General features: G+C 58.9%; 26 protein-coding genes. 16 read left to right on the top strand and 10 right to left on the bottom strand.

Annotated features, from left to right (window positions below; genetic code table 11):
• Positions 1 to 17: 17 nt before the first annotated feature.
• Entirely contained in the window at positions 18 to 794 is a 777-nt protein-coding gene (locus ACA053_RS25325) for an IclR family transcriptional regulator (RefSeq protein WP_109635047.1), read from the top strand.
• Between the two features lie 245 nt (positions 795 to 1,039).
• On the top strand, positions 1,040 to 1,918 hold the full coding sequence (locus ACA053_RS25320; protein ID WP_010467437.1) for a DMT family transporter: 879 nt from the start codon (positions 1,040 to 1,042) through the stop codon (positions 1,916 to 1,918).
• Positions 1,919 to 2,116: 198 nt separating this feature from the next.
• Here ACA053_RS25320 and ACA053_RS25315 read toward each other — a convergent pair whose 3' ends face one another.
• On the bottom strand, positions 2,117 to 3,457 hold the full coding sequence (locus ACA053_RS25315) for an MFS transporter (RefSeq protein WP_497393954.1): 1,341 nt from the start codon (positions 3,455 to 3,457) through the stop codon (positions 2,117 to 2,119).
• 268 nt (positions 3,458 to 3,725) lie between these two features.
• Here ACA053_RS25315 and quiC point away from each other — a divergent pair, with 268 nt between their 5' ends.
• Positions 3,726 to 5,627: a 3-dehydroshikimate dehydratase QuiC gene (quiC, locus tag ACA053_RS25310; RefSeq protein WP_109635043.1), complete on the top strand. Its 1,902-nt coding sequence runs from the start codon at positions 3,726 to 3,728 to the stop codon at positions 5,625 to 5,627.
• Positions 5,628 to 5,729: 102 nt separating this feature from the next.
• Positions 5,730 to 6,407 carry a TetR/AcrR family transcriptional regulator gene (locus tag ACA053_RS25305; RefSeq protein WP_109635041.1) on the top strand — a complete coding sequence of 226 codons (678 nt, stop codon included), beginning with the start codon at positions 5,730 to 5,732 and terminating at the stop codon, positions 6,405 to 6,407.
• 91 nt (positions 6,408 to 6,498) lie between these two features.
• On the opposite strand, the gene ACA053_RS25300 is transcribed toward ACA053_RS25305, so the two are convergent.
• The 3 genes from ACA053_RS25300 to ACA053_RS25290 all read right to left on the bottom strand — a co-directional run bounded on the left by ACA053_RS25300 (position 6,499) and on the right by ACA053_RS25290 (position 8,852).
• The gene (locus ACA053_RS25300) at positions 6,499 to 7,353 is read right to left on the bottom strand and encodes a shikimate dehydrogenase (RefSeq protein WP_497393953.1); all 855 of its coding nucleotides are present in this window, start codon (positions 7,351 to 7,353) and stop codon (positions 6,499 to 6,501) included.
• 5 nt (positions 7,354 to 7,358) lie between these two features.
• On the bottom strand, positions 7,359 to 7,799 hold the full coding sequence (gene aroQ / locus ACA053_RS25295) for a type II 3-dehydroquinate dehydratase (RefSeq protein WP_109635040.1): 441 nt from the start codon (positions 7,797 to 7,799) through the stop codon (positions 7,359 to 7,361).
• Positions 7,800 to 7,940: 141 nt separating this feature from the next.
• Entirely contained in the window at positions 7,941 to 8,852 is a 912-nt protein-coding gene (locus tag ACA053_RS25290) for a LysR family transcriptional regulator (RefSeq protein WP_497313844.1), read from the bottom strand.
• A 111-nt stretch (positions 8,853 to 8,963) separates the two neighbouring features.
• Between ACA053_RS25290 and ACA053_RS25285 the strand changes: the two genes are divergently transcribed.
• The 3 genes from ACA053_RS25285 to ACA053_RS25275 all read left to right on the top strand — a co-directional run bounded on the left by ACA053_RS25285 (position 8,964) and on the right by ACA053_RS25275 (position 10,254).
• Positions 8,964 to 9,170, top strand: coding sequence for a tautomerase family protein (locus ACA053_RS25285; RefSeq protein WP_059402046.1), 207 nt, complete (start codon positions 8,964 to 8,966; stop codon positions 9,168 to 9,170).
• A gap of 212 nt (positions 9,171 to 9,382) precedes the next feature.
• Positions 9,383 to 9,811, top strand: coding sequence for a DUF4160 domain-containing protein (locus ACA053_RS25280; RefSeq protein WP_094470524.1), 429 nt, complete (start codon positions 9,383 to 9,385; stop codon positions 9,809 to 9,811).
• A complete protein-coding gene (locus ACA053_RS25275) occupies positions 9,808 to 10,254 on the top strand; it encodes a DUF2442 domain-containing protein (RefSeq protein WP_109635035.1) in 447 nt (148 codons plus the stop codon). Before ACA053_RS25280 ends, ACA053_RS25275 begins: the two co-directional genes overlap by 4 nt.
• Positions 10,255 to 10,308: 54 nt before the next feature.
• Here ACA053_RS25275 and trmA read toward each other — a convergent pair whose 3' ends face one another.
• Entirely contained in the window at positions 10,309 to 11,388 is a 1,080-nt protein-coding gene (trmA, locus tag ACA053_RS25270) for a tRNA (uridine(54)-C5)-methyltransferase TrmA (RefSeq protein ID WP_497393952.1), read from the bottom strand.
• Complete coding sequence (locus ACA053_RS25265; protein ID WP_109635031.1) at positions 11,385 to 12,680, bottom strand: NCS2 family permease; 1,296 nt, start codon at positions 12,678 to 12,680, stop codon at positions 11,385 to 11,387. The genes trmA and ACA053_RS25265 overlap by 4 nt, the downstream gene beginning before the upstream one ends.
• Positions 12,681 to 12,894: 214 nt before the next feature.
• On the opposite strand from ACA053_RS25265, the gene ACA053_RS25260 reads away from it, so the two are divergent.
• A complete protein-coding gene (locus ACA053_RS25260; RefSeq protein ID WP_109635030.1) occupies positions 12,895 to 13,353 on the top strand; it encodes a DUF4879 domain-containing protein in 459 nt (152 codons plus the stop codon).
• Positions 13,354 to 13,420: 67 nt separating this feature from the next.
• Positions 13,421 to 13,972 carry a DJ-1 family glyoxalase III gene (locus ACA053_RS25255; protein WP_497313839.1) on the top strand — a complete coding sequence of 184 codons (552 nt, stop codon included), beginning with the start codon at positions 13,421 to 13,423 and terminating at the stop codon, positions 13,970 to 13,972.
• A gap of 6 nt (positions 13,973 to 13,978) precedes the next feature.
• Here ACA053_RS25255 and ACA053_RS25250 read toward each other — a convergent pair whose 3' ends face one another.
• Entirely contained in the window at positions 13,979 to 15,217 is a 1,239-nt protein-coding gene (locus ACA053_RS25250; RefSeq protein ID WP_497393951.1) for an MFS transporter, read from the bottom strand.
• Between the two features lie 485 nt (positions 15,218 to 15,702).
• Between ACA053_RS25250 and ACA053_RS25245 the strand changes: the two genes are divergently transcribed.
• The 3 genes from ACA053_RS25245 to ACA053_RS25235 are packed head-to-tail and all read left to right on the top strand — an operon-like array spanning position 15,703 to position 18,378.
• Positions 15,703 to 17,142, top strand: coding sequence for a cytochrome ubiquinol oxidase subunit I (locus ACA053_RS25245; protein WP_497393950.1), 1,440 nt, complete (start codon positions 15,703 to 15,705; stop codon positions 17,140 to 17,142).
• Positions 17,143 to 17,145: 3 nt separating this feature from the next.
• Positions 17,146 to 18,153: a cytochrome d ubiquinol oxidase subunit II gene (gene cydB / locus ACA053_RS25240; protein WP_497393949.1), complete on the top strand. Its 1,008-nt coding sequence runs from the start codon at positions 17,146 to 17,148 to the stop codon at positions 18,151 to 18,153.
• A gap of 57 nt (positions 18,154 to 18,210) precedes the next feature.
• Complete coding sequence (locus tag ACA053_RS25235; protein ID WP_497396243.1) at positions 18,211 to 18,378, top strand: DUF2474 domain-containing protein; 168 nt, start codon at positions 18,211 to 18,213, stop codon at positions 18,376 to 18,378.
• Positions 18,379 to 18,457: 79 nt separating this feature from the next.
• Here the strand turns inward: ACA053_RS25235 and ACA053_RS25230 are convergent, their stop codons facing one another.
• Both ACA053_RS25230 and ACA053_RS25225 read right to left on the bottom strand, forming a co-directional pair.
• The gene (locus tag ACA053_RS25230) at positions 18,458 to 19,582 is read right to left on the bottom strand and encodes a methyltransferase (RefSeq protein ID WP_497393948.1); all 1,125 of its coding nucleotides are present in this window, start codon (positions 19,580 to 19,582) and stop codon (positions 18,458 to 18,460) included.
• A 191-nt stretch (positions 19,583 to 19,773) separates the two neighbouring features.
• A complete protein-coding gene (locus tag ACA053_RS25225; RefSeq protein ID WP_109635016.1) occupies positions 19,774 to 20,481 on the bottom strand; it encodes a LuxR family transcriptional regulator in 708 nt (235 codons plus the stop codon).
• 337 nt (positions 20,482 to 20,818) lie between these two features.
• On the opposite strand from ACA053_RS25225, the gene ACA053_RS25220 reads away from it, so the two are divergent.
• Positions 20,819 to 21,595 (top strand): ferredoxin--NADP reductase, encoded by a 777-nt coding sequence (locus tag ACA053_RS25220; protein ID WP_497393946.1) that lies wholly within the window; start codon positions 20,819 to 20,821, stop codon positions 21,593 to 21,595.
• Between the two features lie 47 nt (positions 21,596 to 21,642).
• On the opposite strand, the gene mscL is transcribed toward ACA053_RS25220, so the two are convergent.
• Positions 21,643 to 22,056 carry a large-conductance mechanosensitive channel protein MscL gene (mscL, locus tag ACA053_RS25215; RefSeq protein WP_010467482.1) on the bottom strand — a complete coding sequence of 138 codons (414 nt, stop codon included), beginning with the start codon at positions 22,054 to 22,056 and terminating at the stop codon, positions 21,643 to 21,645.
• Positions 22,057 to 22,341: 285 nt separating this feature from the next.
• Here mscL and katB point away from each other — a divergent pair, with 285 nt between their 5' ends.
• The 3 genes from katB to radA are packed head-to-tail and all read left to right on the top strand — an operon-like array spanning position 22,342 to position 25,899.
• On the top strand, positions 22,342 to 23,883 hold the full coding sequence (gene katB / locus ACA053_RS25210) for a catalase KatB (protein WP_497393945.1): 1,542 nt from the start codon (positions 22,342 to 22,344) through the stop codon (positions 23,881 to 23,883).
• 60 nt (positions 23,884 to 23,943) lie between these two features.
• Positions 23,944 to 24,486 (top strand): ankyrin repeat domain-containing protein, encoded by a 543-nt coding sequence (locus tag ACA053_RS25205; RefSeq protein WP_497393944.1) that lies wholly within the window; start codon positions 23,944 to 23,946, stop codon positions 24,484 to 24,486.
• Between the two features lie 45 nt (positions 24,487 to 24,531).
• The gene (gene radA, locus ACA053_RS25200) at positions 24,532 to 25,899 is read left to right on the top strand and encodes a DNA repair protein RadA (protein ID WP_010467488.1); all 1,368 of its coding nucleotides are present in this window, start codon (positions 24,532 to 24,534) and stop codon (positions 25,897 to 25,899) included.
• Positions 25,900 to 26,011 lie beyond the last annotated feature (112 nt).

Here is a 26,011-nt window from a genome sequence, read left to right as displayed (position 1 = left end):
TGTAGGTGGAACCTCCCATGGCCGGCAGTCAGATCGAACGTGTCTTCAACGTGCTCGAAAGTCTCACCAGTGATCCTCGCGGTCTGCCGATGCAGCTACTAGCGGAGCAGCTCGACATCCCTAAAAGCGCCACTCACCGTCTGCTCGCCGAGCTGATTCGGCTGGGGTATGTGCGGCAGAATCCGGAAAACTTGCGGTATCACTTGTCCACCAAACTGGTGGCGATGGGGTTTCGTTACCTGTCGGGCAGCGGCGCCGATATCGTCCAGCCCGTGCTGGATCGCCTGGCCCAGGAAACCGGGGAGCTGGTGCGTCTTGGGGTGATTGAAGGTGAGCGGCAGGTCTGGATCGCCAAGTCTCAGGGCGCCCGTTCCGGCCTGCGTTATGACCCGGAAATGGGCCGCGATGCGCCGTTGTTCTATACCGCGTCGGGCCATGCGTGGCTGGCGTGCATGAGCGATGCCGAGGCGTTGTCACTGGTGGAACGCCAGGGCGGCGAGCGGCCAAAAGACCTCGGGCCGAATGCGCCGCGTTCCAACATTGAATTGCTCGAACGCCTGCGTCTGGCGCGGGAGCAGGGCTACGCCTGGGTCGAGGAAAGCTCGGCGGTGGGCACCTCGGCGATTGCGGCGGTGGTGCGGCACCCGAGCGAGGGGCGAGTGATCGGCGTGCTGAGTATCGCCGGGCCGAGTGCACGGATGCCGGGGGCGCGGTTGCATGAGTTGGCGCCGCTGCTGGTGAGGTATACCGAGGAATTGGCGGCGGCGAGTCTGGCGTCGGAGTTGTTCAGTTAACCTCGGTGCGCCGCCAGCCTATTGTGGGAGCGGGCTTGCTCGCGAAAGCGGTGGGTCAGTCAACTTGGATTTGTCTGGCATACCGCTTTCGCGAGCAAGCCCGCTCCCACAGTGAATTTTTGTGGGTCGCAAAACCGTGCGATGTTCGAACACTTTCGGCCTATGCTTGTGTTGGAATCTGGAACCAGGTTCTAAATTATTGGAACTCGCCGTCCGCGACACGTTTCACTTCGCAAGGGATCCCCATGACAGCCAGCACTCCGCTCTCCGGCGTAAACCAGCCCTTCAAAGGGATCCTGCTGATTGTCGTTGCGACTTTCCTGTTTTCCAGCCATGACGCTTTTTCGAAATACCTCTCGGGCTTCTATCCGATCGTGATGGTGGTCTGGGCCCGCTATGTGGTGCACACGCTATTGATGGCCGGGATTTTTCTGCCGCAGTCCGGGCTGCGCGTCCTACGGACCAAACGGCCGATGCTGCAGTTGGTGCGGGCGTTGTGCCTGTTGGGCACCAGTCTGTTTTTTACCACCGGGCTGCAGTACATCCCGTTGGCGGAAGCCACGGCGGTCAACTTTCTTGCGCCGGTTCTGGTGACTGCGCTGTCGGTACCGCTGCTGGGTGAACGTGTCACCCGCGGCCAATGGATCGCGGTGATTTGCGGATTTGTCGGCGTGTTGATCATCGTCCATCCCGGTGGCGATCTGTTCACGCCGGCGGTGTTGCTGCCGCTCTGTTCGGCGCTGTTTTTCTGCTTCTATCAACTGCTCACCCGCAAGCTCAGCAACATCGACAGCCCGACCACCAGCAACTTCTTCGCCGGCCTGTGCAACACCCTGGTGATGAGCGCGCTGGTGCCGTTCTTCTGGCAAGTGCCGACCCTTGGGCATGGCTTCATGATGGTGGCGCTGGGGACCTGCGGGATGACCGCGCATCTGTTTCTGACCCAGGCCTTCCGCCACGCCGCGCCCGCGTTGTTGGCGCCGTTCGGTTATTGCCAGATCGTCTTTGCCGGTTTATTGGGCTGGCTGCTGTTCTCCCACACACCGACCCTGACCACGGTGATCGGGATCGCGGTGATTTGCTGCAGCGGGTTGGCGGCGGCGTGGCAGCAGAGTCGTCGGTAAAACGGTGAACGAGCGGTGGGAGCGGGCCTTTGTGGCGAGGGGACTTGTCCCCGTTGGGTCGCGAAGCGGCCCCAATTTCTGAATTCAAGTTGTATCTGATACACCGAGAATTCAGATTTTGGGACTGCTGCGCAGTCCAACGGGGACAAGTCCCCTCGCCACAAAGACTCGCTCCCACAGGGGAATTGCGTCGGAGTTTTACTCGGTGACGGTAGGAATCTTGCGCGGCGCCATGAAGTACATCCAGATCAGGGCAATGAAGTACATCGCCGGAATCAGGGTGAACAGCACGGTGTAGTTGTTGTTGGTGACGGTCAGGATGTGGCCGACCAACTGGGTCATGAACATCCCGCCGATGGCGGCGCACATGCCGCCGAAGCCGAACACCGTACTCATCATGTGTTTAGGCGTGTAGTCCATCACCAGGCTCCAGATATTCGCGGTCCAGGCCTGGTGCGCGCCGATGGCCAGGGAAATGGCGAACACCGCGACCCACAGACTGCTCGAACCCGCCGCCATGATCACGCCGACGATGCAGCAGGCGAACAGGAACATGGACAACAGTCGCGCCTTGATCGGGTTCATGCCGCGGCCGATCATGAACGAAGAGAGGATCCCGCCGCCAACGCTGCCGAAGTCGGCGGTCAGGTAGATGATGATCAGCGGGATGCCCATCTGGGTTACGTTGATCCCAAGGTTGTATTGCTGATTGAGAAACGGCGGCAGCCAGTACAGGTAGAACCAGAACACCGGCGCGGTCATGGAGTAGGCGAGGGCGAAGGCCCAAGTGCCACGCATGCGCAGGATTTTCGAGAACGGGACGCGGGCCTGTTCCGGCTCGACTTCTTTTTGGATGTAGTCCAGTTCCGATTGATTGACGCTCGGATGATCTTCCGGGTTGAAGTACTTCAAACCCCAGAACAGCAACCAGATCCCGCCCAGTGACGCCATGCACAGGAACGCGGCTTGCCAGCCCCACACGTGCAGGATCAGCGGCAGCAGCATCGGTGTGAACATCGCGCCGACGTTGGTGCCGGCGTTGAAGATGCCGGTGGCCACGGCGCGTTCGCCGGCCGGGAACCACAAACGTGTGGTTTTCACGCAGGCCGGGTAGTTGGCGGCTTCGGTCAATCCGAGAATGAACCGGCAAACCATGAAGCCCACCGCCGAAGTGGCCAGGCCGTGGGCGCCGGTCGCCAGGCTCCAGAGCAACACCGCGCAGAAGAACACGCGTTTCACGCCGACCCGGTCGATCAGCCGGCCTTGCAGCACGAAACCGATGGCGTAGCCGACCTGAAACCAGAAGTTGATGTTGGCGTAGTCCATCGCCGTCCAGCTCATTTCCTTGGCGAGGATGGGCTGCATGACGCCCAGTGCGGCGCGGTCGATGTAGTTGAGCGTGGTGGCGAAAAACACCAGCGCCAGCATGCCCCAACGGGTTTTGCCGACCGCCATGGCGCCGCGAATCTTGTCGCCGATACCGCCACTGGCAGAAGGCATGGAGGAACGCTCCACGGGAGAGCTTTGAGAAGGAGTCATGTAGGCCACCGATTATTTTTATGTGGTGTTCTGGTTCTTTGGTCACCGAGACCGATGTGTGTGACCGGGCTCAATGTGTCGTCGATGTTGGGCAGTGGACGAAAAATCGTCAATTCGCCAAAGGGCATTGTGTTCGATAATCGCACGCAAAACTAACCGGGTAGTACACTTTGAATTGCTCATTAAACAACCCCGTCCAATAATTCGCTCACTCTTTTAAAAGCGGCGCAAATTCCCTGTAGCCGAAGCCTCCACCGGGAGCCGAAATATGCAGCGTTCCATTGCCACCGTTTCCTTGAGCGGTACCCTGCCGGAAAAACTCGAAGCCATTGCCGCCGCCGGTTTCGACGGGGTGGAGATTTTCGAAAACGACCTTCTCTACTACGACGGCAGCCCGCGGGAAATTAAACAGATGTGCGCCGATCTCGGGATCGCGATCACGCTGTTCCAGCCGTTCCGCGACTTCGAAGGCTGCCGCCGCGACCGTTTGTCTCGCAATCTGGAACGGGCCGAGCGCAAGTTCGACCTGATGCAGGAGCTGGGCACCGACCTGGTGCTGGTGTGCAGCAACGCGTCCGCCGACTCCGTCGGTGATGAACACATCCTCATCGATGACCTGCGCCTGTTGGCCGAACACGCTGGCGCACGCGGATTGCGGATCGGCTACGAAGCATTGGCCTGGGGCCGGCATGTGAACACTTGGCAACAGGTGTGGAACATCGTCCGTCAAGCCGATCACCCAAGCCTCGGTGTGCTGCTGGACAGCTTTCACACGCTGTCGCTCAAGGGTGATCCGAGTGCGATCGCCGAGATTCCCGGTGACAAGATCTTCTTCGTGCAGATGGCCGACGCGCCGATCCTGGCGATGGACGTGCTGGAATGGAGTCGGCATTTCCGCTGCTTCCCGGGCCAGGGCGAATTCGATTTGCCGGGCTTCCTGGCACCGATCATCAAGAGTGGTTACACCGGGCCGCTGTCGCTGGAAATCTTCAATGATGGTTTCCGCGCCGCACCGCCTCGGGCCAATGCCGCCGACGGTTTGCGCTCGTTGCTGTATCTGGAGGAGAAGACCCGTCAGCGTCTGGCGCAGGAAGCGGCACCGTCGACCCATCCCGACATTCTGTTCGAGACGCCCAAAGCCAGCGGATACAACGGCATCGAGTTTCTCGAATTTGCAGTGGACGAAAGCCTTGGCGCCAAGCTCACCCATTGGCTGGAGCGCCTGGGTTTCGTCAAGGCCGGGCAACATCGCTCCAAGAGCGTGAGCCTGCTGCGCCAGGGCGATATCAACCTGGTCCTCAATTGCGAGCCTTACTCGTTTGCCCACAGCTTTTTCGAAGCCCACGGCCCTTCGCTGTGCGCCACCGCCGTGCGGGTCAAGGACAGCGCGAGTGCGCTGGCTCGAGCCGTGGCCTATAAAGGTCAACCGTATCGCGGATTGGTCGGCCCCAATGAACTTGAGCTGGCCGCCGTGCGCGCTCCGGACGGCAGCCTGATCTATCTGGTGGATCAGGAAGCTGATGTCTACGGCACCGACTTCAATCTGCAACCAGCCACGGTGACCGGTGGCGGCCTCAAGCGCATCGACCACATGGCGATGGCGCTGCCGGCCGACAGCCTCGACAGTTGGGTGCTGTTCTACAAGAGCCTGCTGGATTTCGAAGCCGACGACGAAGTGGTGCTGCCCGATCCGTACGGTCTGGTGAAGAGCCGGGCGTTGCGCAGTCGCGACAGTTCGATTCGCTTGCCGCTGAACATTTCCGAGAACCGCAACACCGCGATCTCACACGCGCTGTCGAGTTATCGCGGCTCCGGTGTGCATCACATTGCGTTTGATTGCGATGACATCTTTGCCGAAGTCAGTCGTGCGAAAGAGGCGGGCGTGCCGCTGCTGGATATCCCGCTCAATTACTACGACGACCTTGCTGCACGATTCGACTTCGATGACGAATTCCTCAGCGAACTGGCGTATTTCAACGTTCTTTATGACCGTGATGCCCAGGGCGGTGAGCTGTTCCACGTTTATACCGAGCCGTTTGAAGGGCGGTTCTTCTTCGAAATCATCCAGCGCAAAAATGGCTACGCCGGTTACGGCGCGGCTAACGTGGCGGTGCGCCTGGCGGCCATGGCCAAATCCCGAAGCGGTGCCGTACGTCAGGCAAAGTTGTAGGAAAATCGTAAACACGGCGACAAACCGTCGCCGCGCGGCTTCCTTCACTGTGCGGCGCGGCCCATAATCGCCAGCCTGTGCAGTGATGGCCGTGAGCCCGCAATGACGATAACTTCAGAACTCTCCGCAGCGCCCGCCGAACCCATTGCCGAGCCGCGCAAGAGTCGCAAGAACAACCCGGAAAAGACCCGCGAGAACATTCTTCAAGAGGCGATTGTCGAGTTCGTCCAGCAAGGGCTTTCCGGTGCTCGCGTCGACGCGATCGCCGAGCGCATCCACACCTCCAAACGCATGATCTATTACTACTTCGGCAGTAAGGAGCAGCTCTACGTCGAGGTGCTGGAGAAACTCTACGGCGATATCCGCAATACGGAAAACCACCTGCACCTGGCCGAACTGGCCCCGGTGGAGGCGATCCGGCGGTTGGTGGAGTTCACCTTCGATCACCATGATCGCAATGTCGATTTCGTGCGCATCGTCAGCATCGAGAACATTCACAACGCTGAATACGTGAAGCGCTCCGACGCGATCAAGGCGATGAACAACACCATCCTTGACTCACTGGGCGTGATTTTGCGTCGCGGGGCCGAAGAGGGCGTGTTCCGTTCAGGGCTTGAGCCCCTGGATGTGCATTTGCTGATCAGCTCATTCTGTTTTTATCGCGTGTCGAACCGCCACACCTTCGGTGAGATCTTTCAGATCGACTTGCCGGACGAAAGCATCAAGCAGCGGCATCGGGAGATGATCTGCGAGTCGGTTTTGCGGTATTTGCAGGCCTGACATTTAAAAGATCGCAGCCTCGTTTCACTCGACAGCTCCTACAGGCTGTGTAGGAGCTGTCGAGTGAAACGAGGCTGCGATCTTTCGCTTTTTAGCCATTCATGCTTTGAAAATGCGCCAACATCCGCTGCGCATCCGGCACCACGCCACTGAACAATTCAAACGCCTTCACCGCCTGAAACACCGCCATGTTGCCGCCATCCAGCGTACGACAACCCAAGGCGCGGGCGTTGCGTAGCAACTCGGTTTCCAGCGGAAAATAAACAATCTCCGCCACCCACAATTCAGCCCGAAGCAACTCCACCGGCACCGGCATGCCCGGCAGTTTTTTCATGCCCATGGGCGTGGTGTTCACTAACCCATTCGCCTGGCCCAACGTGCTCGGCAAATCATGCCCCGCCACGGCCCGACCAGCGCCGAAGTGTTGATTGAGGTTGTCCGCCAAGGCTTGAGCGCGGCTGATCTCCACATCAAAAATACTCAGCAGCTGTACGCCTTCGCTCAGCAGCGCGTGGGCCACCGCCGCACCTGCGCCGCCAGCGCCCATCTGGACCACACGCTCGCGGGCAACGTCCTTCAATCCACGGCGAAAACCCTCGGCAAATCCCAAACAATCGGTGTTGTGGCCGATGCGTTTACCGTCCTTCAGCACCACCGTATTCACCGCCCCGATGCCGCGAGCTTCCGGCGACAATTCGTCGAGCAGCGGGATGATCGCTTGCTTGCACGGGAAGGTGATGTTCAAACCGGTGAAGTTCATTCGCTCGGCGGCCATCAGCAGGTCGGGCAGGGCGCTGCTATCGAGTTTCAGCTGATCGAGGTCGATCAAGCGATAGAGATAACGCAAACCCAGGGCATGACCTTCATGCTCGTGCAGCGCCGGGGTACGGGAAGCCTGGATGCCGGCGCCGATCAGCCCGGCCAATACCGCGTTGTTCTGAGTCACGGCGTTCACCCCTTCAAACGTTGGCTGAAATAATCCAGCGCCAGGCGATAACCGTGGCTGCCGAAACCGGCCATCACCGCAGTGGCAATGGCTGAAACGAAGGAGTGATGCCGGAAGGGCTCGCGGGCGTGGACGTTGGACAAGTGGACTTCGACCACCGGCAATTCGCTGGCGATCAAGGCATCGCGGATCGCTACTGACGTGTGTGTCCAGGCCGCCGGGTTGATCACGATCCCGGCGCAACGGCCGCGGGCTGTGTGAATCCAGTCGAGCAATTCGCCTTCGTGATTGGTCTGGCGAAACTCCACGGCCAGGCCGAACTCTTCGGCGGCGCGTCCGCACAGCGCCGAAATGTCGGCCAGGGTTTCGTGGCCGTACGTTGCCGGTTCGCGAGTGCCGAGCAGGTTCAGATTCGGGCCGTTGAGCACCAGAACGATAGGGGACATCGAAGTCTCTCCACTTATTATTTTTGGAATGGGCTGGGGTATTCAGCCTGTGGAGATAAATTGTACTAGCTGGTTAGTTCGGTCAATTGAAGAGCGCTTTCATTCAGGTTTTGTGTGCGGTGATCGGACAGTCTCAATGTTTTAACGCGGCAAATGTTCAACCAGAAAATCGATGAATGCCCGCAGTCTCAGCGGCATATGGCGACTCTGTGGATAGAGCAGGGTAAACGGCCGGGAGCGTCCGCCATAAGGTTTGAGCACTTCGACCAACGAACCATTGGCCAGCTCGTTTTCGACGATGAAGCGGTAGGTTTGAAACAGCCCCGCCCCGTTTTTGGCCAAGGTCACGCCACCGAGCACATCGTCAGAACAACTGAAGCTGCCCTCGGCAAGAATCTCCTGCGGTGCGCCGTTGTCGTTGAACAGCCAGGCAATGCGCCGGCCGCTGCTGGGCAGTTCGTATTGAATGCATTCGTGCTGCGCAAGATCGTCCAGGCTTTGCGGGACACCTGCGCGCTTCAGGTACTCGGGACTGGCAATCATCACCAGCTCGGCGTCCTCAAGGTGCCGGGCAATGAGACCGGAATCCGGAATCGCCCGCACGCGGATCGCCATGTCATAGCCTTCGCCGACGAAATCGATGTTGCGATTGCTGATGTGCGACTCGACTTTTACATCTGGAAACCGCGCCCGGAATGCCGGCAACAACGGCAAGATCCGGTGGTGCGCATACGTCGTGGGAATACTGATACGCAGTGTGCCGGACGGTTGCTGCTGCTGGCCCATGACCTCGCGCTGAGCCTCCACCAGCTGAGCCAGCGCCTGACGGCACTCCTCGTAATAGCGCCGGCCACTGTCGGTCAGCTTGACGCTGCGGGTGGTGCGCGCAAACAGCCGCACGCCGAGGCGTTCTTCCATGCGCGACACCGAACGGCTCACGGCGGCCGGTGTTACGCCGGCCACCAACGCGGCCGCTGTAAAGCTGCCGGCCTCGGCCGCGAGGCAAAACAGTTCGATGCTGCCCAGCTGAAGATCGTCGAATACTCGCTGCATGATTGATGACACCACGGATCAAATGAGGGACTGCGCCACTGTAGATGAAATCGACGAAGCGGTGCTTTACTTGACCGGCGTCTCAATTGATTACCGGACAGGAGCAGCATCATGCCTTTCGTCAGCGTACGCATCACCCGTGACGGCGTCACCCGGGAGCAGAAAGCCCAGGTCATCGCCGAAATTACCGACACCCTGAAACGCGTCCTCGGCAAGCCGCCGGAGCTGACCCACATCGTGATCGAGGAAGTCGATACTGATAACTGGGGGTACGCGGGCATCACCACCACCGAGTATCGAAAAAACCAGCCGGGATGATTGTGTGCCAAGCCAGGAAAGCCGTTCTCGTGACGGCTTTTTTGTGGGCACGAGGAAAGGATTGCTTACTATTTTGCGCAGTTATCCACCGGCTCAAGGCGAGGCTTGGCGCTAGTCTCAGAGGCATAAAGGCAATTTGGCGCAGAGCCAATTGTCGGATTTTTCAGGGAGTGTCGAGTCTGTGGACTCATTAACCTAACGGATGGGTTAGCATGCGATTATTCAGCTACAAAGGATTTTCAATGGTGATCATGCTGCGCGATGAACACTGTCCGCCGCACGCGCATGTAGACGCCGGAAGCTGGAGTGCACGCTTCAAATTCTGCTTTTGGCACAACAGTGTCGAGCTGTGGGATGTGGTTCCTCATTCAAACCGGCCACCTGTGGCAGTGCTGGAAGGGTTGCGGCACGCACTTGGACAGCCCGCCCACCTGCGACGCGCCCGGGCCATCTGGTGGGACAAGCTGCAAACGGTCTGTCTCGATCATCAGAAATGGGACTGGCAGACCAGCGAAGTCGTGGTGGTAAAAAGGATTGCGAGTACGACCTGGATGATTGGCTCGGCTTGCTATGAACCCGAGACGAACAAGACCCTGCTGGCGCTGATCGGTGTTCCGGAGGGGGTGGAGATCCAACTATGAAAACGATACAGGCAGGAATGCTGGCCGATCGGCCCGTCACCGAGGCCGTGCTGGATGAAGCCATCCAGCGCGGGCAAGTGCGCCAAAAAAGCGGATTGCAGGCGATTTCGGTGAGGTTTATGGAACCTTGTCTGGCGGTCAGCTTTACTGATGGCAGTGGCGTGCTGCTGCCTGTGCAGCACTACCCGGAATTTGATGATTTCGACATCGAGGATTTCGTAGATCTGAAAGTCGGCTTTTCCGGAACCGCCCTGTGCCATGTTGGCAAGGATCTGCACGTGTCCATCGCCGGGATGATTTCGGCGAGCAAGCCTTTGATGGACATGGCAGCCTCGGTCATCGCCTCGCGCAATGGTCGCCAAAGCAGCTCCGCCAAAGCCGAGGCTGCGCGGGCTAATGGCCGTAAAGGCGGGCGTCCGCGCAAGGCAGAGGTCACCGAATGAGCACCCACAAAAAAGCCGTCGTACAGACGGCTGTTTTGTAGGGGAGGGCTGCAATTAACGACGCGTCAGCAACACCCCGGATTCCATGTGATGTGTCCACGGAAACTGGTCGAACATCGCGCACTGGGTGATGCGATGGGTGTCGTGCAACTGGGCGATGTTGGCTGCCAGGGTTTCCGGGTTGCAGGAGATGTAGAGGATGTTGGCGAAGCGCCGGGTCAGCTCGCAGGTGTCCGGGTCCATGCCGGCGCGAGGCGGGTCGACGAAGACGCTACCGAACTCGTAGCTCTTCAGGTCGATGCCGTGCAGGCGACGGAACGGACGGACTTCGTTCAAGGCTTCGGTCAGCTCTTCCGCGGATAAACGCACCAGGGTGACGTTATCCACAGCGTTTTCGCTGAGGTTGCTCAGTGCGGCGTTGACCGAAGTCTTGCTGATTTCGGTGGCGAGCACTTTGCCTACGCGGGTCGCCAGCGGCAGGGTGAAGTTGCCATTGCCGCAATACAGCTCCAGCAAATCGTCCGGGCGATCGCCGAGGGCGTCGTAAGCCCAGTTGAGCATCTTCTGATTCACGGTGCCGTTGGGCTGGGTGAAGGCACCTTCAGGCTGGCGATAGCTGAACGTGCGGCCACCGACGTCCAGTTTCTCGACCACGTAATCCTGGCCAATCACTTCGCGTTTGCCTTTCGAGCGACCGATAACACTGACGTTCAGGTCGGCGGCCAGTTTTGTCGCCGCCGCGTGCCAGTGTTCGTCCAGCGGGCGGTGATAGCAGAGCGTGATCATCGCATCGCCGGCCAGGGTGGTGAGGAACTCCACCTGAAACAGCTTGTGGCTCAGCGCCGCACTGGCCTTCCACGCCGCCTTGAGCTGCGGCATTAATTCATTGATGCGCAGGCTGGCGATCGGGAACTCTTCGATCAGGATCGGCGTGCGTTTGTCTTCCTGGGAAAACATCGCGTAATGCCGATCGCCGCCTTCGCGCCACAGGCGGAACTCGGCACGCAGGCGGAAATTTTTCAGCGGCGAGTCAAACACCGCAGGTTCCGGTGCATCGAACGGGGCCAGCAGGTCGCGCAGGCGCGTGACCTTTTCTTCGAGCTGGACGGCGTAAGCCTGGGAATCAAAAGTCATGCGTTGAACCAACCCAACTTGATCACGAACAGAATCGAAAGAATCACCAGCGCCGGGTTCAGCTCACGGCCGCGGCCGGACAGCAACTTGATCGCGGTCCAGGAGATGAAACCGAAGGCGATGCCGTTGGCGATGGAATACGTGAATGGCATGGCCAGCGTAGTGACCACGACCGGTGCGGCAACGGTGATGTCGTCCCAGTCTATTTCGGCCAGGCCGGATGTCATCAACACCGCGACGAACAGCAGCGCCGGGGCGGTGGCGAATGCCGGAACGCTGGCGGCCAATGGCGAGAAGAACAGCGCCAGCAGGAACAGAATCGCCACCACGACGGCGGTCAGGCCGGTGCGGCCACCGGCACTCACGCCGGCGGCGGATTCGATGTAGCTGGTGGTGGTCGATGTACCGAGCAATGAACCGGCCATGGCCGCGGTACTGTCGGCGATCAGGGCGCGGCCCATTTTCGGCATGTGGCCGTCCTTGCCCATCAGGCCGGCACGCTTGGCGACGCCGATCAGTGTGCCGGAGTTGTCGAACAGGTCGACGAACAGGAAAGCGAAAATCACGCTGACCAGACCGATGTCCAGCGCGCCCTTGATGTCCAGTTGCAGGAAGGTCGGGGCCAGGGACGGTGGCATCGACATCACGCCGCCAAACGGCGTGAAGCCCAATGCGATGGACGCGATAGTCACGACCAGAATACCGATCAGCACCGCGCCGCGTATGGCCAGCGCTTCGAGGGCAACGATCAGGGCAAAGCCGAGGGTCGCGAGGATCGGGGCGGGTTGTTTCAGGTCGCCGAGGCCAACCATGGTCGCCGGGTTGCTGACCACGATGCCGGCGTTATGCAGGGCGATCAGCGCCAGGAACAGGCCGATACCGGCGGCAATCGCCGAGCGCAGCGGTAGCGGGATGCTATTGATGATCCATTCGCGGATGCGGAAGATCGACAGCAGGAAAAACAGCACCGCCGAGATGAACACCGCCCCCAGCGCCACTTGCCAGGTGTGGCCCATGTGCAGGACCACGGTGTAGGTGAAGAAGGCGTTCAGGCCCATGCCCGGCGCAAGCGCGATCGGGTAGTTGGCGATCAGGCCCATGGTCGTCGAGCCGATGGCGGCTGCCAGACAGGTCGCGACAAACACCGCGCCCTTGTCCATGCCGGTCTCGCCGAGGATGCTCGGGTTGACGAACAGAATGTAGGCCATGGCCAAGAAGGTCGTGACGCCCGCCAGAATCTCGGTCCGCACGTTGGTGTTGTGTGCCTTGAGTTGAAACAGCCTTTCCAGCATGTCTGCTCCCCGTGGCGCGCCCGGCGCCGTGAATGTATCGACCTCAACAGCAAAGCACAGACCGTTGAAGGCGCCTGGTAATTTTCTGCGGGTCGGAAAAAGCCGCGCATCATACCAGCAGCGTGGGGCTGTGGCTGCTTATGGCTGCGATCGTCGCCGATGTTTTGCGCTAAAGCGAAGTGCGCCATACTGCGCGCTGGTTCTGGGGGGCGATATGTATTGCATTAAAAAGTGTGGGGTTGCGGTGATTGGCGTCGCGATGGCGTTGTGGCTCGGGGCGCAAACGGCCTCGGCGGCGATGGCGTCTGCGTTGACTCAGGTGAAAGTGATCAAGGTCGAATCGCAGGGCTGTGGTCTTGAAAATATTGTCGAGAAACAGGAGCAGACGAGCTGCGACCACAGTGGTCCGAGCATCAAGGTCTACGTTCTGGAGATTGGCTACGGTAGCCTTAGTCCGCACGTTGCGCTGGATGGTTTTGAAGTGGACGGCAACCGGACGTCGGTGTGTGCCTATCAAACCGGCAACCTGAAGGAGTGCGCGCCCGGAGAAAAAACCGTCGGCAATCTGTATATCTTCAATCTTGCAGGCAAGCAGGACGGCATCTTTACCTTCAGCAACACCTCCATCAACGCGCCCCGCAACACGATGTCGACACAGCTTTACATCAAGTAACGGCAGCGCTCGAACAAGGGCCAGGAAAGCTGACTACGCTTTAAAGATCATTCTGTGGACCGCGCCCATGACCTTTAGAGCTTTGATTACCCTCGCCGAGGGCATCGACGACCTGCAAACCGTCACCCTGATCGATGTACTGCGCCGCGCCAAGGTTGAAGTGGTGGTGGCAAGCATTGAGGGGCGACGCATGATCACTTGTGCTCGCGGTACCCGCCTGACCGCCGATGCGATGCTGGTGGATTTGCTGGCTCAGCCGTTCGACCTTCTCGTATTGCCTGGAGGAGAGGTGGGTTCACAGCACCTCGCCGCGCATCAGCCCCTGCAACAGTTGATCAAGGACCAGGCCGCCGCCGGGCGTCTGTTCGCCGGCATCGGTGAATCCCCCGCGCTGGCCTTGCAAGCCTTCGGCGTCTTGCGACAGCGGCGCATGACCTGCCTGCCATCGGCCAGCCATCAACTGTCGGGTTGTAATTTTATTGACCAGCCCGTCGTGGTCGACGGCAACTGCATCACCGCGCAGGGATCGGGTGCGGCCCTGCAGTTTGCCCTGACGCTGGTGGAGCAACTCTGCGGTAAAGCCACGCGAGCTGCCGTGGCGGGGGAGTTGGTTGTTTAGAAGGACTCAGACCTTCACTTCTTCCACCGGTACATGCATGCGGTCGCGGTTGGCCAGGGTCGGGAACAGTTTGATCCACGCCCCGGTCACCACCAATGTGCCAATACCGCCCATGACCACCGCCGGCACGGTGCCGAACCAATGGGCGGTGAGGCCGGATTCAAACTCGCCCAGCTGGTTCGACGCGCCGATAAACAGACCGTTGACGGCGCTGACCCTGCCGCGCATTTCGTCCGGGGTTTCCAATTGCACGAAGGAGGCGCGGATCACCATGCTGATCATGTCCGCCGCGCCCAACACCACCAGCACGGCCAGGGAAAACCAGAACGAAGTCGAGAGGCCAAACGCGATGGTCGCGACGCCGAACACACCGACGGCGGTGAACATCACCCGCCCGACTTTGCGCTCCACGGCAAATCGCGCCAGGTACAGCGACATCAACAGCGCACCGACTGCCGGGGCGGAACGCAACAGGCCCAAGCCCCATGGGCCGGTCAACAGGATGTCCTTGGCGAACACCGGCAGCAACGCTGTCGCACCGCCGAGCAATACCGCGAACAGATCCAGGGAGATCGCCCCGAGAATGTCCGAGCGGCTGCGAATGAAGCGGATGCCCGCGAGCAACGAGTCCAGGGTCGCTTTGCCCTTGTTCAGCGGCGTTTGTCGGGCGGGCAGATTGAGCATCAACAGGCAGGCAATGATGTAGAGGATCACCGTCGGGCCATACACCCAGACACTACCGAAGGCATAGAGCAAACCGCCCAGGGCCGGGGCGACGATGGTGGCCGATTGCTGGGCCGACTGCGCGGCGGCGACTGCGCGGGGAAACAGCGCGCTGGGCACGATGCTCGGTAGCAAGGCTTGGGTGGTCGGCATCTCGAAAGAGCGCGCAGCACCCAGCAGGAACGCGAGGATGAAGATCATTTCCCGGGTGACATGGTCGGTCGCGCTGCCAATGGCCAGTGAAAGAGCGATCAACGCCTGCAGGGACTGACAGATCGCCGCAACCTTGCGCCGGTCATAGCGGTCCGCGACATGTCCGGTATGCAGCATGAACAGCACCCGCGGGGCAAATTCCACCAGCCCCACCAAGCCCAGGTCCAGCACATTGCCGGTCAGTTGATACAGATTCCAGCCGATAGCCACGGTGAGCATCTGAAAACCACTGGCGGTAAACACCCGAGCCAGCCAGAACGCGATAAAAGGGCGGTGATGACGTAGCAGCAAGGGCGCGTGGCTGGGCATCTGAGGGCAGTTCTTGAGCGAGGGGAGGGTCGAGATTATCACCAACCTGTAACCAGAAGTTGCAGGATGGTTAAATTTAGATAGCTAGATACCGATCTCCAAAAACACAGAAATCCCCTGTGGGAGCGGGCTTGCTCGCGAAGGCGTCGACACATTCACCATAAAGGTGCCAGACAGATCGCTTTCGCGAGCAAGCCCGCTCCCACAGGGAATGTGTTTCAGTTCATGAGCACAGAGATGAGGCAACCTGTCACGCGTCAAAAGACCACACCGTCCATCGTCAAAAATCGGACTACTCTTTCAACCATTGCTTGATCCAGATCAAGACCCTTGTGGAAATGATCCGGCGGCCAGATGGCCAGACTCCCTACGTTGTGATGCTTGTAAAAAAAGAACGAATGCTAATTCGCCACACTCCATATCCGTGGGGGCAGTGGGTGCAGGCCGCAAGCCTTCAGCCGGTATTACCTGACAGAGGAAGACTTATGTTCGGTTTGGAGGCGCTTGATCTCGCCCGAATTCAGTTCGCGTTCACCATCTCGTTCCACATCCTGTTCCCGGCCATCACCATTGGCCTGGCGAGTTACCTGGCGGTGCTCGAAGGTCTGTGGCTGAAGACGAACAACGACACTTACCGCGATCTGTACCATTTCTGGTCGAAGATCTTTGCCGTCAACTTTGGCATGGGCGTGGTGTCCGGGTTGGTCATGGCGTATCAGTTCGGCACCAACTGGAGTCGCTTCTCGGATTTCGCCGGTTCCGTGACCGGGCCGTTGCTGACGTACGAGGTACTGACAGCGTTCTTCCTTGAGGCCGGTTTCCTTGGCGTCATGCTGTTCGGCTGGAACAAGGTCGGGCGCAACCTGCACTTCTTCGCCACGGTTATGGTCGCCATCGGCACGCTGATCTCGACCTTCTGGATTCTTGCTTCAAACAGCTGGATGCAGACCCCGCAAGGTTTCGAAATCATCAATGGCCAGGTCATTCCCACCGACTGGTTCGCCGTGATCTTCAACCCGTCATTCCCCTACCGCCTGATGCACATGGCCACGGCTGCGTTCGTCGCCACCGCTTTCTTTGTCGGCTCTTCGGCGGCCTGGCACTTGCTGCGCGGCAAGGACAATCCGGCGATCCGCACCATGCTCTCGATGGCGATGTGGATGGCCTTGATCGTGGCGCCGATCCAGGCCGTCATCGGTGACTTCCACGGGCTCAACACACTCAAGCACCAGCCGGCAAAAATCGCCGCGATCGAAGGTCACTGGGAAAATCATGGCGATGAGCCAACCCCGCTGATCTTGTTCGGCTGGCCAGACATGAAAGAAGAACGGACCAAATTCGCGGTGGAAATTCCGTACCTTGGCAGCCTGATCCTCACGCACTCCCTGGACAAGCAAGTGCCGGCGCTCAAGGACTTCCCGCCTGAAGACCGGCCGAATTCGACTATCGTGTTCTGGTCGTTCCGGATCATGGTGGGGCTGGGCATGCTGATGATCTTCACCGGACTGTGGAGCCTGTGGCTGCGCAAAGGCGACAAGCTGTACACCTCGCGACCGTTCCTCTACCTGGCGTTGTGGATGGGCCCGTCCGGCCTGATCGCGATCCTCGCCGGTTGGTTCACCACTGAAATCGGCCGTCAGCCGTGGGTGGTCTACGGCCTGATGCGCACGGCAGATGCGTCCTCCAATCACAGCTTCCTGCAGATGAGCATCACGCTGATCCTGTTCGTGGTGGTGTATTTCGCGCTGTTCGGTGCCGGTCTGGGCTACATGATGCGCCTGGTGCGCAAAGGGCCGAAGATCGACGAAGGCAAGGAAACGCCCGAAGGTGGTCCAGGCAAGAAACGCACGCCGGCTCGTCCGCTGTCCGCCGCCGACGATGACGCCGACGCTGATAGCAGCCCCAGCCTGACCAAGGAGATTTGAGTCATGGGTATTGATCTTCCGCTGATCTGGGCCGTGATCATCATCTTCGGCATCATGATGTACGTGGTCATGGATGGCTTCGACCTGGGGATCGGGATTCTCTTCCCGTTCATCCCGGGCAAGACCGACCGTGACGTAATGATGAACACCGTCGCCCCGGTCTGGGACGGCAACGAAACCTGGCTGGTATTGGGCGGCGCGGCGTTGTTCGGCGCGTTTCCGCTGGCCTATTCGGTGGTGCTCTCGGCGCTGTACCTGCCGCTGATTTTCATGCTGATCGGGCTGATTTTTCGTGGCGTGGCGTTCGAGTTTCGCTTCAAGGCCAAGGACGACAAGCGTCACCTGTGGGACAAGGCGTTTATCGGTGGTTCGATTGCTGCAACCTTCTTTCAGGGGGTGGCGCTGGGTGCATTCATCGATGGGCTGCCAGTGGTCAATCGCCAGTTCGCCGGTGGTTCACTGGACTGGCTGACACCGTTCACCCTGTTCTGCGGCCTCGCGTTGGTGGTGGCTTATGCGTTGCTGGGTTGCACCTGGCTGATTATGAAGACCGAAGGCAAGTTGCAGGAGCAGATGCACGATCTGGCACGGCCATTGGCATTCGTGGTGTTGGCGGTGATCGGTATCGTCAGTATCTGGACCCCGCTGACTCACGCTGAAATCGCCGCTCGCTGGTTCACGCTGCCGAATCTTTTCTGGTTCCTGCCGGTGCCGATTCTGGTGTTGGTGACCATGTACGGTCTGATTCGCGCGGTGGCCCGCAATGCGAATTACACGCCGTTCCTGCTGACCCTTGTGCTGATCTTCCTTGGCTACAGCGGTCTGGGCATCAGCCTGTGGCCCAACATCGTGCCGCCGTCGATCTCGATCTGGGAAGCCGCTGCACCGCCGCAAAGCCAAGGCTTCATGCTGGTCGGTACGCTGTTCATCATCCCGTTCATCTTGGGTTATACCTTCTGGAGCTACTACGTGTTCCGCGGCAAGGTGACCCACGAAGACGGTTATCACTAGCGCACACGACAACGGCGCAGGGCCGATTCCTGCGCCGTTTCAGAGGAGGTCACGATGATGGCTGGCAAACATTCCCTTGAGGAAATCAAGGAAGCAGAGAAGAAACCGCTTTGGCAGCGCCTGGGTTGGTTGGCCTTGATCTGGGTCGCAAGCGTGGGGGCCTTGTTTATCGTGGCCAGCCTGATGCGCATGTTCATGAACGCCGCAGGTCTGTCCACGCACTGAGACACTCGACATTCCCATCCCGTTGCCTTGCGGCACGGATTCAAACCCTCCTGTCACGGAGGGTTTTTTTTACGTGCGATTATTTGCGGGCTTTGAGAATGACGAATTTCGGTGTAGCCGCTACTTGTTCAACACCGCGGAACAGCCGTGCGAGCTTGCTGTGGTAACCCAGGTGACGGTTGCCGACGATGTACAGCGCACCGCCAACCACCAGGGCTTCGCGCGCCTGCTGGAACATCCGCCAAGCGAGAAAGTCGCCAACGACCTGTTGCTGGTGAAACGGCGGATTGCACAGCACCACGTCCAGCGATTGCGGCTCTTGCCCAGCCAGGCCGTCGTCCGCACGCACGATCACCTCACGGTCACCCAGCGCAGCGCGCCAGTTTTCGCTGGCCGATTGCACCGCCATGAACGACTCGTCCACCAGCGTGTACCGGGCCTCAGGGTTTTGCAGAGCGCTGGCGATTGCCAGTACGCCATTTCCACAACCAAGGTCGGCGACTCGCGCTGTGCCGAGGTTGTTGGGCAAATGTGGGAGAAAGGCTCGTGTACCGATGTCCAGCCCCTCGCGGCAGAACACATTGGCGTGGTTCAGCAGCTCGATCGCCGGTGTGTCGAGTTGATAGCGTGAAGGGTAGGGGGACACGGCCGGGGATTTGGCTTCAGGTGTTGCAATCAGCAGCCGGGCTTTCTTCACTGCCAATGAGGCTTGTACCGGGCCGATGTAGCGCTCCAGCAGATCACCCGCCGCGCGAGGCAGATGCTTGACCATGGCTGCTGCAATCACCTGGGCGCCCGGGGCCAAGTGGTTTTGCAGGCGAATCAGTTGCTCTTCCAGCAAGGCCAGGGTTTTCGGCACGCGGATCAACACACGGTCGAACGGGCCTGTAAATTTTTCGTTGGCCGGTACGATGGGTACGGTGTCGAAGGCCTGGCCGTTGCGGATCAGGTTTTTTTCCAGACCCTGAAAAGCCAGGAACGAGTCGCCGCTGCTGGTCACGAATACTTTTCCTGCCAGGCTCGCGGCCAATGCGCCGAAGCTATCGTTGAGCACCAGCACTCGGGTGTCCGCGGCCGGTTGCTGCTCGGACAGATGATTGAGCAGGTATTCGTCTGCTGCATCGAAAGCTTGCAGCGGTTCGTTCTGTTGTTCTGGCTGACGGATCAGATCGAGTTGGGCGAAGGGCGTTTCGAGCAGGGGCATGAGGCTGGGGGCTCTGGGTAGTCAACAGGTGTGGTGTCCCGCTGCCTGAAGCGTTGTAGCGGGCGGGGCCGTCCGAGTGGACTACGACGTGATGTTTCACTCGTCATCACTCTGGAGGAGCCGCAAATGGTACGTTTTTTTCTTTCGGAATACTCGCGGGTTTTTCCCCTTCGTTTATTCGGACGTACTGCTCAGATCATGCAGGCCCTGGCTGCCGCGATGACCGCCGCGATCTTGTTGTTGACGCCCAGTTTCTGAATCGCATTGTGTATGTGGAAATTTACGGTGCGTTCAGAGAGGTACAGGATCCTGGATATTTCGTATGCCGTCTTTCCGTCGGCTGACAGCTTCAATATCTCGAGTTCGCGTGTCGACAAAACAGGGCACGAATGGGGTATGCGCGAAGGCAGATTTTGAGCGACAAGTCCATGCAGTTGTTGGCTGATAAACATCGCATAGCCCAGGTTTTCATATAGCTCATAGGGCGTGATGGGGCTGTCGCTTCTGGCCAGGCTCAACATGCTGCAGAGCCCTTTGTCGTCGTGAAACGATTGTGACCAGCCATGCTGCAAACCCAGTTTTTTTTGTGCTTGCCACAGTCCTGGTGCTTTCGAGTAGATCTTCTCTTCCCATAGAATTGGCAGCGTTGAACGTTTGCAATGAGCCAGTATCGGATCTTCATCGCTGAAATGACTTTGTGCATATTTCACGTTCCACTCGCTTGGGTAATTGTTGAGATTTACCCTCTCGAAGTGCGGTCCTCGCGAATGTGAGGTTATTGAAAAGGCACAGAATTTAAAGCCAAGATCTTGAACGAGATTAAGTGACATCCCGTATGCAGACTCAACATTCCGTGCGTTCGATATCTGCCTTAATTGTGAATCCTTCCACATTTCCATCGGTTGAACTCCATGTGGGTTTCTCAGGGGGTGCACATTGGATCCGAAATCCAGCACGCTCCGAGTGTAGGACCATTCCTACACATACGCTGCAATTTTTTTGCTCTTGAAAAGTCCGGAAAATACATAACTGGTTCTTAGCCCGCAAAGGCGAAGTTATATGGGGTTCATCCTTCAACCATTACAATTTAGTTATGTAGTTACTGGTTAGTAGTCATTTTAAAATGCGGAGAGTGCAGGCGAAATAATGGCCTTTTATCTAAAGCCACTACAAATCACCGGTGTTTCCAGCGCTCGCTTTGCGGGACACTGGGTCATCTGTTGAATGGAGCACCTCATGACTGCCAGTGCAGAAAAATTCACTCGCCAGACCCTGACTGATGTTCAGCCATTGACCCCCAACCTATTCACGTTGCGGGCCACCAGAGACCCTGGCTTTCGTTTTCGGGCGGGGCAATTCGCCCGGCTGGGCGTGACGAAAGCCGACGGCAGCACCGTGTGGCGCGCCTATTCAATGGTCTCTTCGCCCTATGACGAATTCCTTGAGTTCTTTTCCATCGTTGTACCCGGCGGAGAATTCACCAGTGAACTGAGTCGGCTGGAGGTCGGCGATACGCTGCTGGTCGATCGCCAGGCCTTTGGTTACCTGACGCTGGATCGTTTCGTCGATGGCCGTGATCTCTGGTTGTTATCCACAGGCACGGGCGTGGCGCCGTTTTTGTCGATCCTGCAGGACTTCGAGGTGTGGGAGAAATTCGAGCGGATCATCCTCGTCTACAGCGTACGTGAGGCCCGCGAGCTGGCTTATCAGGAGCTGATCGCAGGGCTGACGCAACGCGACTATCTGGCGGAATACGCGCACAAGTTGCAGTTCATTGCGACCGTCACGCGTGAACAGCACCCCGGCGCCCTGAACGGGCGAATCACCACGCTGATCGAAAATGGCGAACTGGAGCGTGTGGCAGGCGTAGAGCTTACGCCCGAGCACTCGCGGGTCATGCTCTGCGGCAATCCACAGATGATCGATGACACACGCAAGCTGCTCAAACAGCGCGACATGCACCTGAGCCTCAGTCGACGACCCGGCCAGGTGGCGGTGGAAAACTTCTGGTAAAAAAAGCGGCGCCCTGCAGGCGCCGTTTTTCTGCATGCAACCAGCCTTCAGGGCTGATTGTTCTGGGCTTTGAGCAGGTCACGGATCTCGCTCAACAGCTCTTCTTCCTTGGTTGGAACCGGCGGCAAGGTTGGCGCGACGGCCTCTTCGCGTTTCAGACGGTTGATGGCTTTGACGCCCATGAAGATCGCAAAAGCGACGATGATGAAGTCGATTAGGCTCTGGATGAACTTGCCGTAAGCCAGCACCACCGCCGGGATATCGCCGTTGGCTGCCTTGAGGGTAACGGCCAGGTCACTGAAGTCCACCCCACCGATCAACAGGCCGATTGGCGGCATTACCACGTCGCCGACAAACGATGAAACGATCTTGCCGAATGCAGCGCCAATGATGATACCGACGGCCATGTCGACCACATTACCTTTGACCGCGAAGGCCTTGAACTCACTTATCACGCCCATAGGTTATTTCCTTGTTACAGATGAGGTTGGTGAACGCAGTGTAAATCAGCAAATCCGCTCATGCTCGAAACGCCTTCTTACAATGCCCGTGTTTATCGACACATTTGCAGGCATTTAGTTTTCAAAGTGCCACCAATCGCGCGGGAACTACGCGCTAACAAGCTGATTGGCCACACAATTTTCTGAATCATCGCATTGCGTTCTTTCTATTTATGTTCTGCGGCCAGGGCCTCTAGCCTCTGGGTAGCGCACTTGGAGTGCGCCTTGAAAACAGAGGAACCTGATATGACTTCGACCATTGGCCTCGGGGCTTTTCCCCATCGGCGTACCCTTGGCGTGTTAACCGCCAGCCTGCTGTCCTTCTCCGTCCACGCTGCGACCCTGACCCGCGATAACGGTGCTGCCGTCGGCGACAACCAGAATTCGCAAACCGCCGGTGCCAACGGCCCGGTGCTGCTTCAGGACGTGCAGTTGATCCAGAAACTCCAACGCTTTGACCGCGAACGAATTCCCGAGCGCGTCGTGCATGCCCGCGGCACCGGAGCCCACGGCACCTTCACGGTAACGGACGACCTGAGTGACCTGACCAAAGCCAAGGTGTTCTCTGGCGGTCAAAGCACCCCGGTGTTTGTGCGTTTCTCGGCGGTCGTCCATGGCAACCATTCGCCAGAAACCCTGCGTGATCCCCGTGGCTTTGCTACCAAGTTCTACACGGCGGACGGCAACTGGGACCTGGTCGGCAACAATTTCCCGACCTTTTTCATTCGTGATGCCATCAAATTCCCGGACATGGTCCACGCCTTCAAGCCGGACCCGCGTACCAATCTGGACGATGATGCCCGCCGCTTCGATTTCTTCTCTCATGTGCCAGAGGCCACTCGCACCCTGACGGAGTTATATTCCAATGCCGGTACACCGGCCAGTTATCGGGAAATGGACGGTAACGGTGTTCACGCTTACAAGTTGGTTAATGCCAAGGGTGAAGTTCATTACGTGAAGTTTCACTGGAAAAGTCTGCAGGGTATTAATAATCTCGATCCAAAAGCAGTGACCAACGTTCAAGGGCAAGACTACAGTCATATGACTAATGATTTGGTGTCTCATATTAACAAGGGTAAGTTTCCGAAATGGGACTTGTACGTCCAGGTATTAAATCCTCAAGATTTGTACAAGTTTGATTTCGATCCATTGGACGCCACCAAAATCTGGCCCGGAGTTCCTGAGCGAAAAGTTGGACAAATGGTGTTGAACCGTAACCCGGCAAATGTCTTCCAGGAAACGGAACAAGTTGCCATGGCACCGGCCAATCTTGTTCCAGGTATCGAGCCTTCCGAAGATCGCTTATTACAGGGGCGGGTGTTCTCTTATGCCGATACTCAACTGTATCGCCTGGGCGCCAATGCACTGCAATTGCCGATCAATGCACCCAAGATCGCCGTGAACAACGGTAACCAGGATGGCGCGATGAACATCGGCCACAGCAGCAGCGGTGTGAATTATCAGCCGAGCCGTTTGCTGCCGCGTGACGAGCCGCAAACCGCGCGTTACAGCCAGTCGGTCCTGTCGGGCAGCACGCAGCAAGCGAAAATCCAGCGAGAGCAGAACTTCAAGCAGGCCGGGGATCTGTACCGCTCGTTCAGCAAGAAAGAACGCAAGGACTTGATCGAGAGCTTCGGCGGCTCACTGGCCACCACCGATGACGAGAGCAAGCACATCATCCTGTCCTTCCTTTATAAGGCCGACCCGGAATACGGGAGCGGCGTGACCAAGGTGGCCAAGGGGGATCTGAGCCGGGTCAAGGCACTGGCGGCCAAGCTGGCCGACTGATCGCGTTTGCCTGAGAAGCGGGGCCTCTTGAGGAGGTCCCGTCAGACCAAGGAGCTTGCCATGCGTTTTTGTCTATCGCTGTTTCTGGCGTGCGTGTCGTTCAGCGTCTTCGCAGGGCCGGCCGAAGATCCCGCCGCGCTGAAGGTTCAACTGCAGGATTACTACTTTGATGCCGCCCGCCGTGGCGATGTACCGATGCTCGAGACCTTCATCGAGGCCGGGTACTCCCTCGATACTCGCGACAGCAAGGGTTACACCGCGCTGATACTTGCCGCCTATCACGGCCAGACTGGCGCCGTGGAACGTTTGCTCGCTGCCGGGGCCGATGCCTGCGCGCAGGATCAGCGCGGCAACACCGCCCTGATGGGCGCCATCTTCAAGGGCGAAATCCAGATCGCCAAAACCCTGTTGGCCGCCCATTGCAGCCCCGACCAGCGTAACGGCGCTGGCCAGACGGCCGCGATGTACGCGGGACTGTTCAAGCGAGTCGAATTGCTGGATGAGCTCAAGGCCAAGGGTGCCGACCTGAATGCCGAAGATCCGTTGGGCAACAGCGCCGCACGTCTGGCCAACGGTGAAATCCGCACAGCGGCGCCGCGCTGATCCGCGTCAGCTGAGCTATCATCGCGGTTTTTGCCGGGAGTTCAGATGGCCAAGGCCAAGCGCATGTACGGCTGCACCGAGTGCGGCTCAACCTTCCCCAAGTGGGCCGGCCAGTGCGGCGAGTGCGGGGCCTGGAACACGCTGACCGAAACCATGGTCGAGAGCGGCGGCGCCGCAGCACCGAGCGGTCGAACCGGCTGGACCGGCCAACAGGCACAGATCAAGACCCTGGCCGAAGTCAGCGTCGAAGAGATTCCGCGCTTCTCCACCGCCTCCAGTGAGCTTGATCGGGTGTTGGGCGGCGGGTTGGTGGATGGTTCGGTGGTGCTGATCGGCGGTGATCCGGGCATCGGCAAGTCGACCATTCTCCTGCAAACCTTGTGCAACCTCGCCAAAGTCATGCCGGCGCTGTACGTCACCGGAGAAGAATCCCAGCAGCAAGTGGCCATGCGCGCCCGCCGTCTCGGTTTGCCTCAGGACCAGCTGCGGGTGATGACTGAAACCTGCATCGAAACCATCATTGCCACCGCTCGGGTCGAAAAACCCAAGGTCATGGTGATCGACTCGATCCAGACGATCTTCACCGAACAGCTGCAATCGGCACCGGGCGGCGTGTCGCAGGTCCGGGAAAGTGCGGCGTTGCTGGTGCGTTATGCCAAGCAGAGCGGCACCGCGATTTTCCTCGTCGGCCACGTGACAAAAGAAGGCGCCTTGGCCGGACCGCGCGTGCTGGAGCACATGGTCGATACGGTGCTGTATTTCGAAGGCGAATCCGATGGGCGCTTGCGATTGTTGCGTGCGGTGAAAAACCGTTTCGGTGCCGTCAACGAACTGGGCGTGTTCGGCATGACCGACAAGGGCCTGAAGGAAGTCTCCAACCCGTCAGCGATTTTTCTCACCCGTGCCCAGGAAGAAGTCCCGGGCAGTGTGGTCATGGCGACGTGGGAAGGGACGCGGCCGATGCTGGTGGAAGTCCAGGCGCTGGTGGATGACAGCCATCTGGCGAACCCGCGCCGGGTCACGCTGGGGCTGGATCAGAATCGCCTGGCGATGTTGCTGGCGGTGCTGCACCGTCACGGCGGGATTCCGACTCACGACCAGGACGTGTTCCTCAACGTGGTCGGCGGGGTGAAGGTGCTGGAAACGGCCTCCGACCTGGCGTTGATGGCGGCGGTCATGTCCAGTTTGCGCAACCGCCCGCTGCCGCATGATTTGCTGGTGTTTGGCGAGGTTGGGCTGTCGGGCGAAGTACGCCCGGTGCCGAGTGGCCAGGAACGCCTGAAGGAAGCGGCCAAGCACGGCTTCAAACGCGCCATCGTGCCCAAGGGCAATGCGCCCAAGGAAGCGCCGCCGGGGTTGCAGATTATTGCCGTGACCCGCCTGGAACAGGCCCTCGACGCATTGTTCGAATAATTTCCAGGTAGAACACAGCCCCCTGTGCGAGCCTGCTTGGCGATAGCGGACTATCAGTCAACATCATCGTTGAATGCTAAACCGCTATCGCGAGCAGGCTCGCTCCCACATT

The organism is Pseudomonas sp. LBUM1672 (genome assembly GCF_059695655.1).
Note: the sequence above shows the minus strand (reverse complement) of the source record. Positions and strands in the feature narration are given on the sequence as shown.

Excerpts from the sequence above, each read along its gene's own strand:
- ACA053_RS25245 (WP_497393950.1), top strand. The coding sequence starts at position 15,703 with ATGTTCGGTTTGGAGGCGCTTGATCTCGCCCGAATTCAGTTCGCGTTC.
- ACA053_RS25255 (WP_497313839.1), top strand. The coding sequence starts at position 13,421 with ATGACCTTTAGAGCTTTGATTACCCTCGCCGAGGGCATCGACGACCTG.
- ACA053_RS25285 (WP_059402046.1), top strand. The coding sequence starts at position 8,964 with ATGCCTTTCGTCAGCGTACGCATCACCCGTGACGGCGTCACCCGGGAG.
- ACA053_RS25315 (WP_497393954.1), bottom strand. The coding sequence starts at position 3,457 with ATGACTCCTTCTCAAAGCTCTCCCGTGGAGCGTTCCTCCATGCCTTCT.
- aroQ (WP_109635040.1), bottom strand. The coding sequence starts at position 7,799 with ATGTCCCCTATCGTTCTGGTGCTCAACGGCCCGAATCTGAACCTGCTC.
- ACA053_RS25225 (WP_109635016.1), bottom strand. The coding sequence starts at position 20,481 with ATGGAAATGTGGAAGGATTCACAATTAAGGCAGATATCGAACGCACGG.
- mscL (WP_010467482.1), bottom strand. The coding sequence starts at position 22,056 with ATGGGCGTGATAAGTGAGTTCAAGGCCTTCGCGGTCAAAGGTAATGTG.
- ACA053_RS25325 (WP_109635047.1), top strand. The coding sequence starts at position 18 with ATGGCCGGCAGTCAGATCGAACGTGTCTTCAACGTGCTCGAAAGTCTC.
- cydB (WP_497393949.1), top strand. The coding sequence starts at position 17,146 with ATGGGTATTGATCTTCCGCTGATCTGGGCCGTGATCATCATCTTCGGC.
- quiC (WP_109635043.1), top strand. The coding sequence starts at position 3,726 with ATGCAGCGTTCCATTGCCACCGTTTCCTTGAGCGGTACCCTGCCGGAA.
- ACA053_RS25305 (WP_109635041.1), top strand. The coding sequence starts at position 5,730 with ATGACGATAACTTCAGAACTCTCCGCAGCGCCCGCCGAACCCATTGCC.
- ACA053_RS25260 (WP_109635030.1), top strand. The coding sequence starts at position 12,895 with ATGTATTGCATTAAAAAGTGTGGGGTTGCGGTGATTGGCGTCGCGATG.
- ACA053_RS25230 (WP_497393948.1), bottom strand. The coding sequence starts at position 19,582 with ATGCCCCTGCTCGAAACGCCCTTCGCCCAACTCGATCTGATCCGTCAG.
- radA (WP_010467488.1), top strand. The coding sequence starts at position 24,532 with ATGGCCAAGGCCAAGCGCATGTACGGCTGCACCGAGTGCGGCTCAACC.
- ACA053_RS25280 (WP_094470524.1), top strand. The coding sequence starts at position 9,383 with ATGCGATTATTCAGCTACAAAGGATTTTCAATGGTGATCATGCTGCGC.
- katB (WP_497393945.1), top strand. The coding sequence starts at position 22,342 with ATGACTTCGACCATTGGCCTCGGGGCTTTTCCCCATCGGCGTACCCTT.
- trmA (WP_497393952.1), bottom strand. The coding sequence starts at position 11,388 with ATGACTTTTGATTCCCAGGCTTACGCCGTCCAGCTCGAAGAAAAGGTC.
- ACA053_RS25320 (WP_010467437.1), top strand. The coding sequence starts at position 1,040 with ATGACAGCCAGCACTCCGCTCTCCGGCGTAAACCAGCCCTTCAAAGGG.
- ACA053_RS25275 (WP_109635035.1), top strand. The coding sequence starts at position 9,808 with ATGAAAACGATACAGGCAGGAATGCTGGCCGATCGGCCCGTCACCGAG.
- ACA053_RS25235 (WP_497396243.1), top strand. The coding sequence starts at position 18,211 with ATGGCTGGCAAACATTCCCTTGAGGAAATCAAGGAAGCAGAGAAGAAA.
- ACA053_RS25220 (WP_497393946.1), top strand. The coding sequence starts at position 20,819 with ATGACTGCCAGTGCAGAAAAATTCACTCGCCAGACCCTGACTGATGTT.
- ACA053_RS25290 (WP_497313844.1), bottom strand. The coding sequence starts at position 8,852 with ATGCAGCGAGTATTCGACGATCTTCAGCTGGGCAGCATCGAACTGTTT.
- ACA053_RS25250 (WP_497393951.1), bottom strand. The coding sequence starts at position 15,217 with ATGCCCAGCCACGCGCCCTTGCTGCTACGTCATCACCGCCCTTTTATC.
- ACA053_RS25205 (WP_497393944.1), top strand. The coding sequence starts at position 23,944 with ATGCGTTTTTGTCTATCGCTGTTTCTGGCGTGCGTGTCGTTCAGCGTC.
- ACA053_RS25265 (WP_109635031.1), bottom strand. The coding sequence starts at position 12,680 with ATGCTGGAAAGGCTGTTTCAACTCAAGGCACACAACACCAACGTGCGG.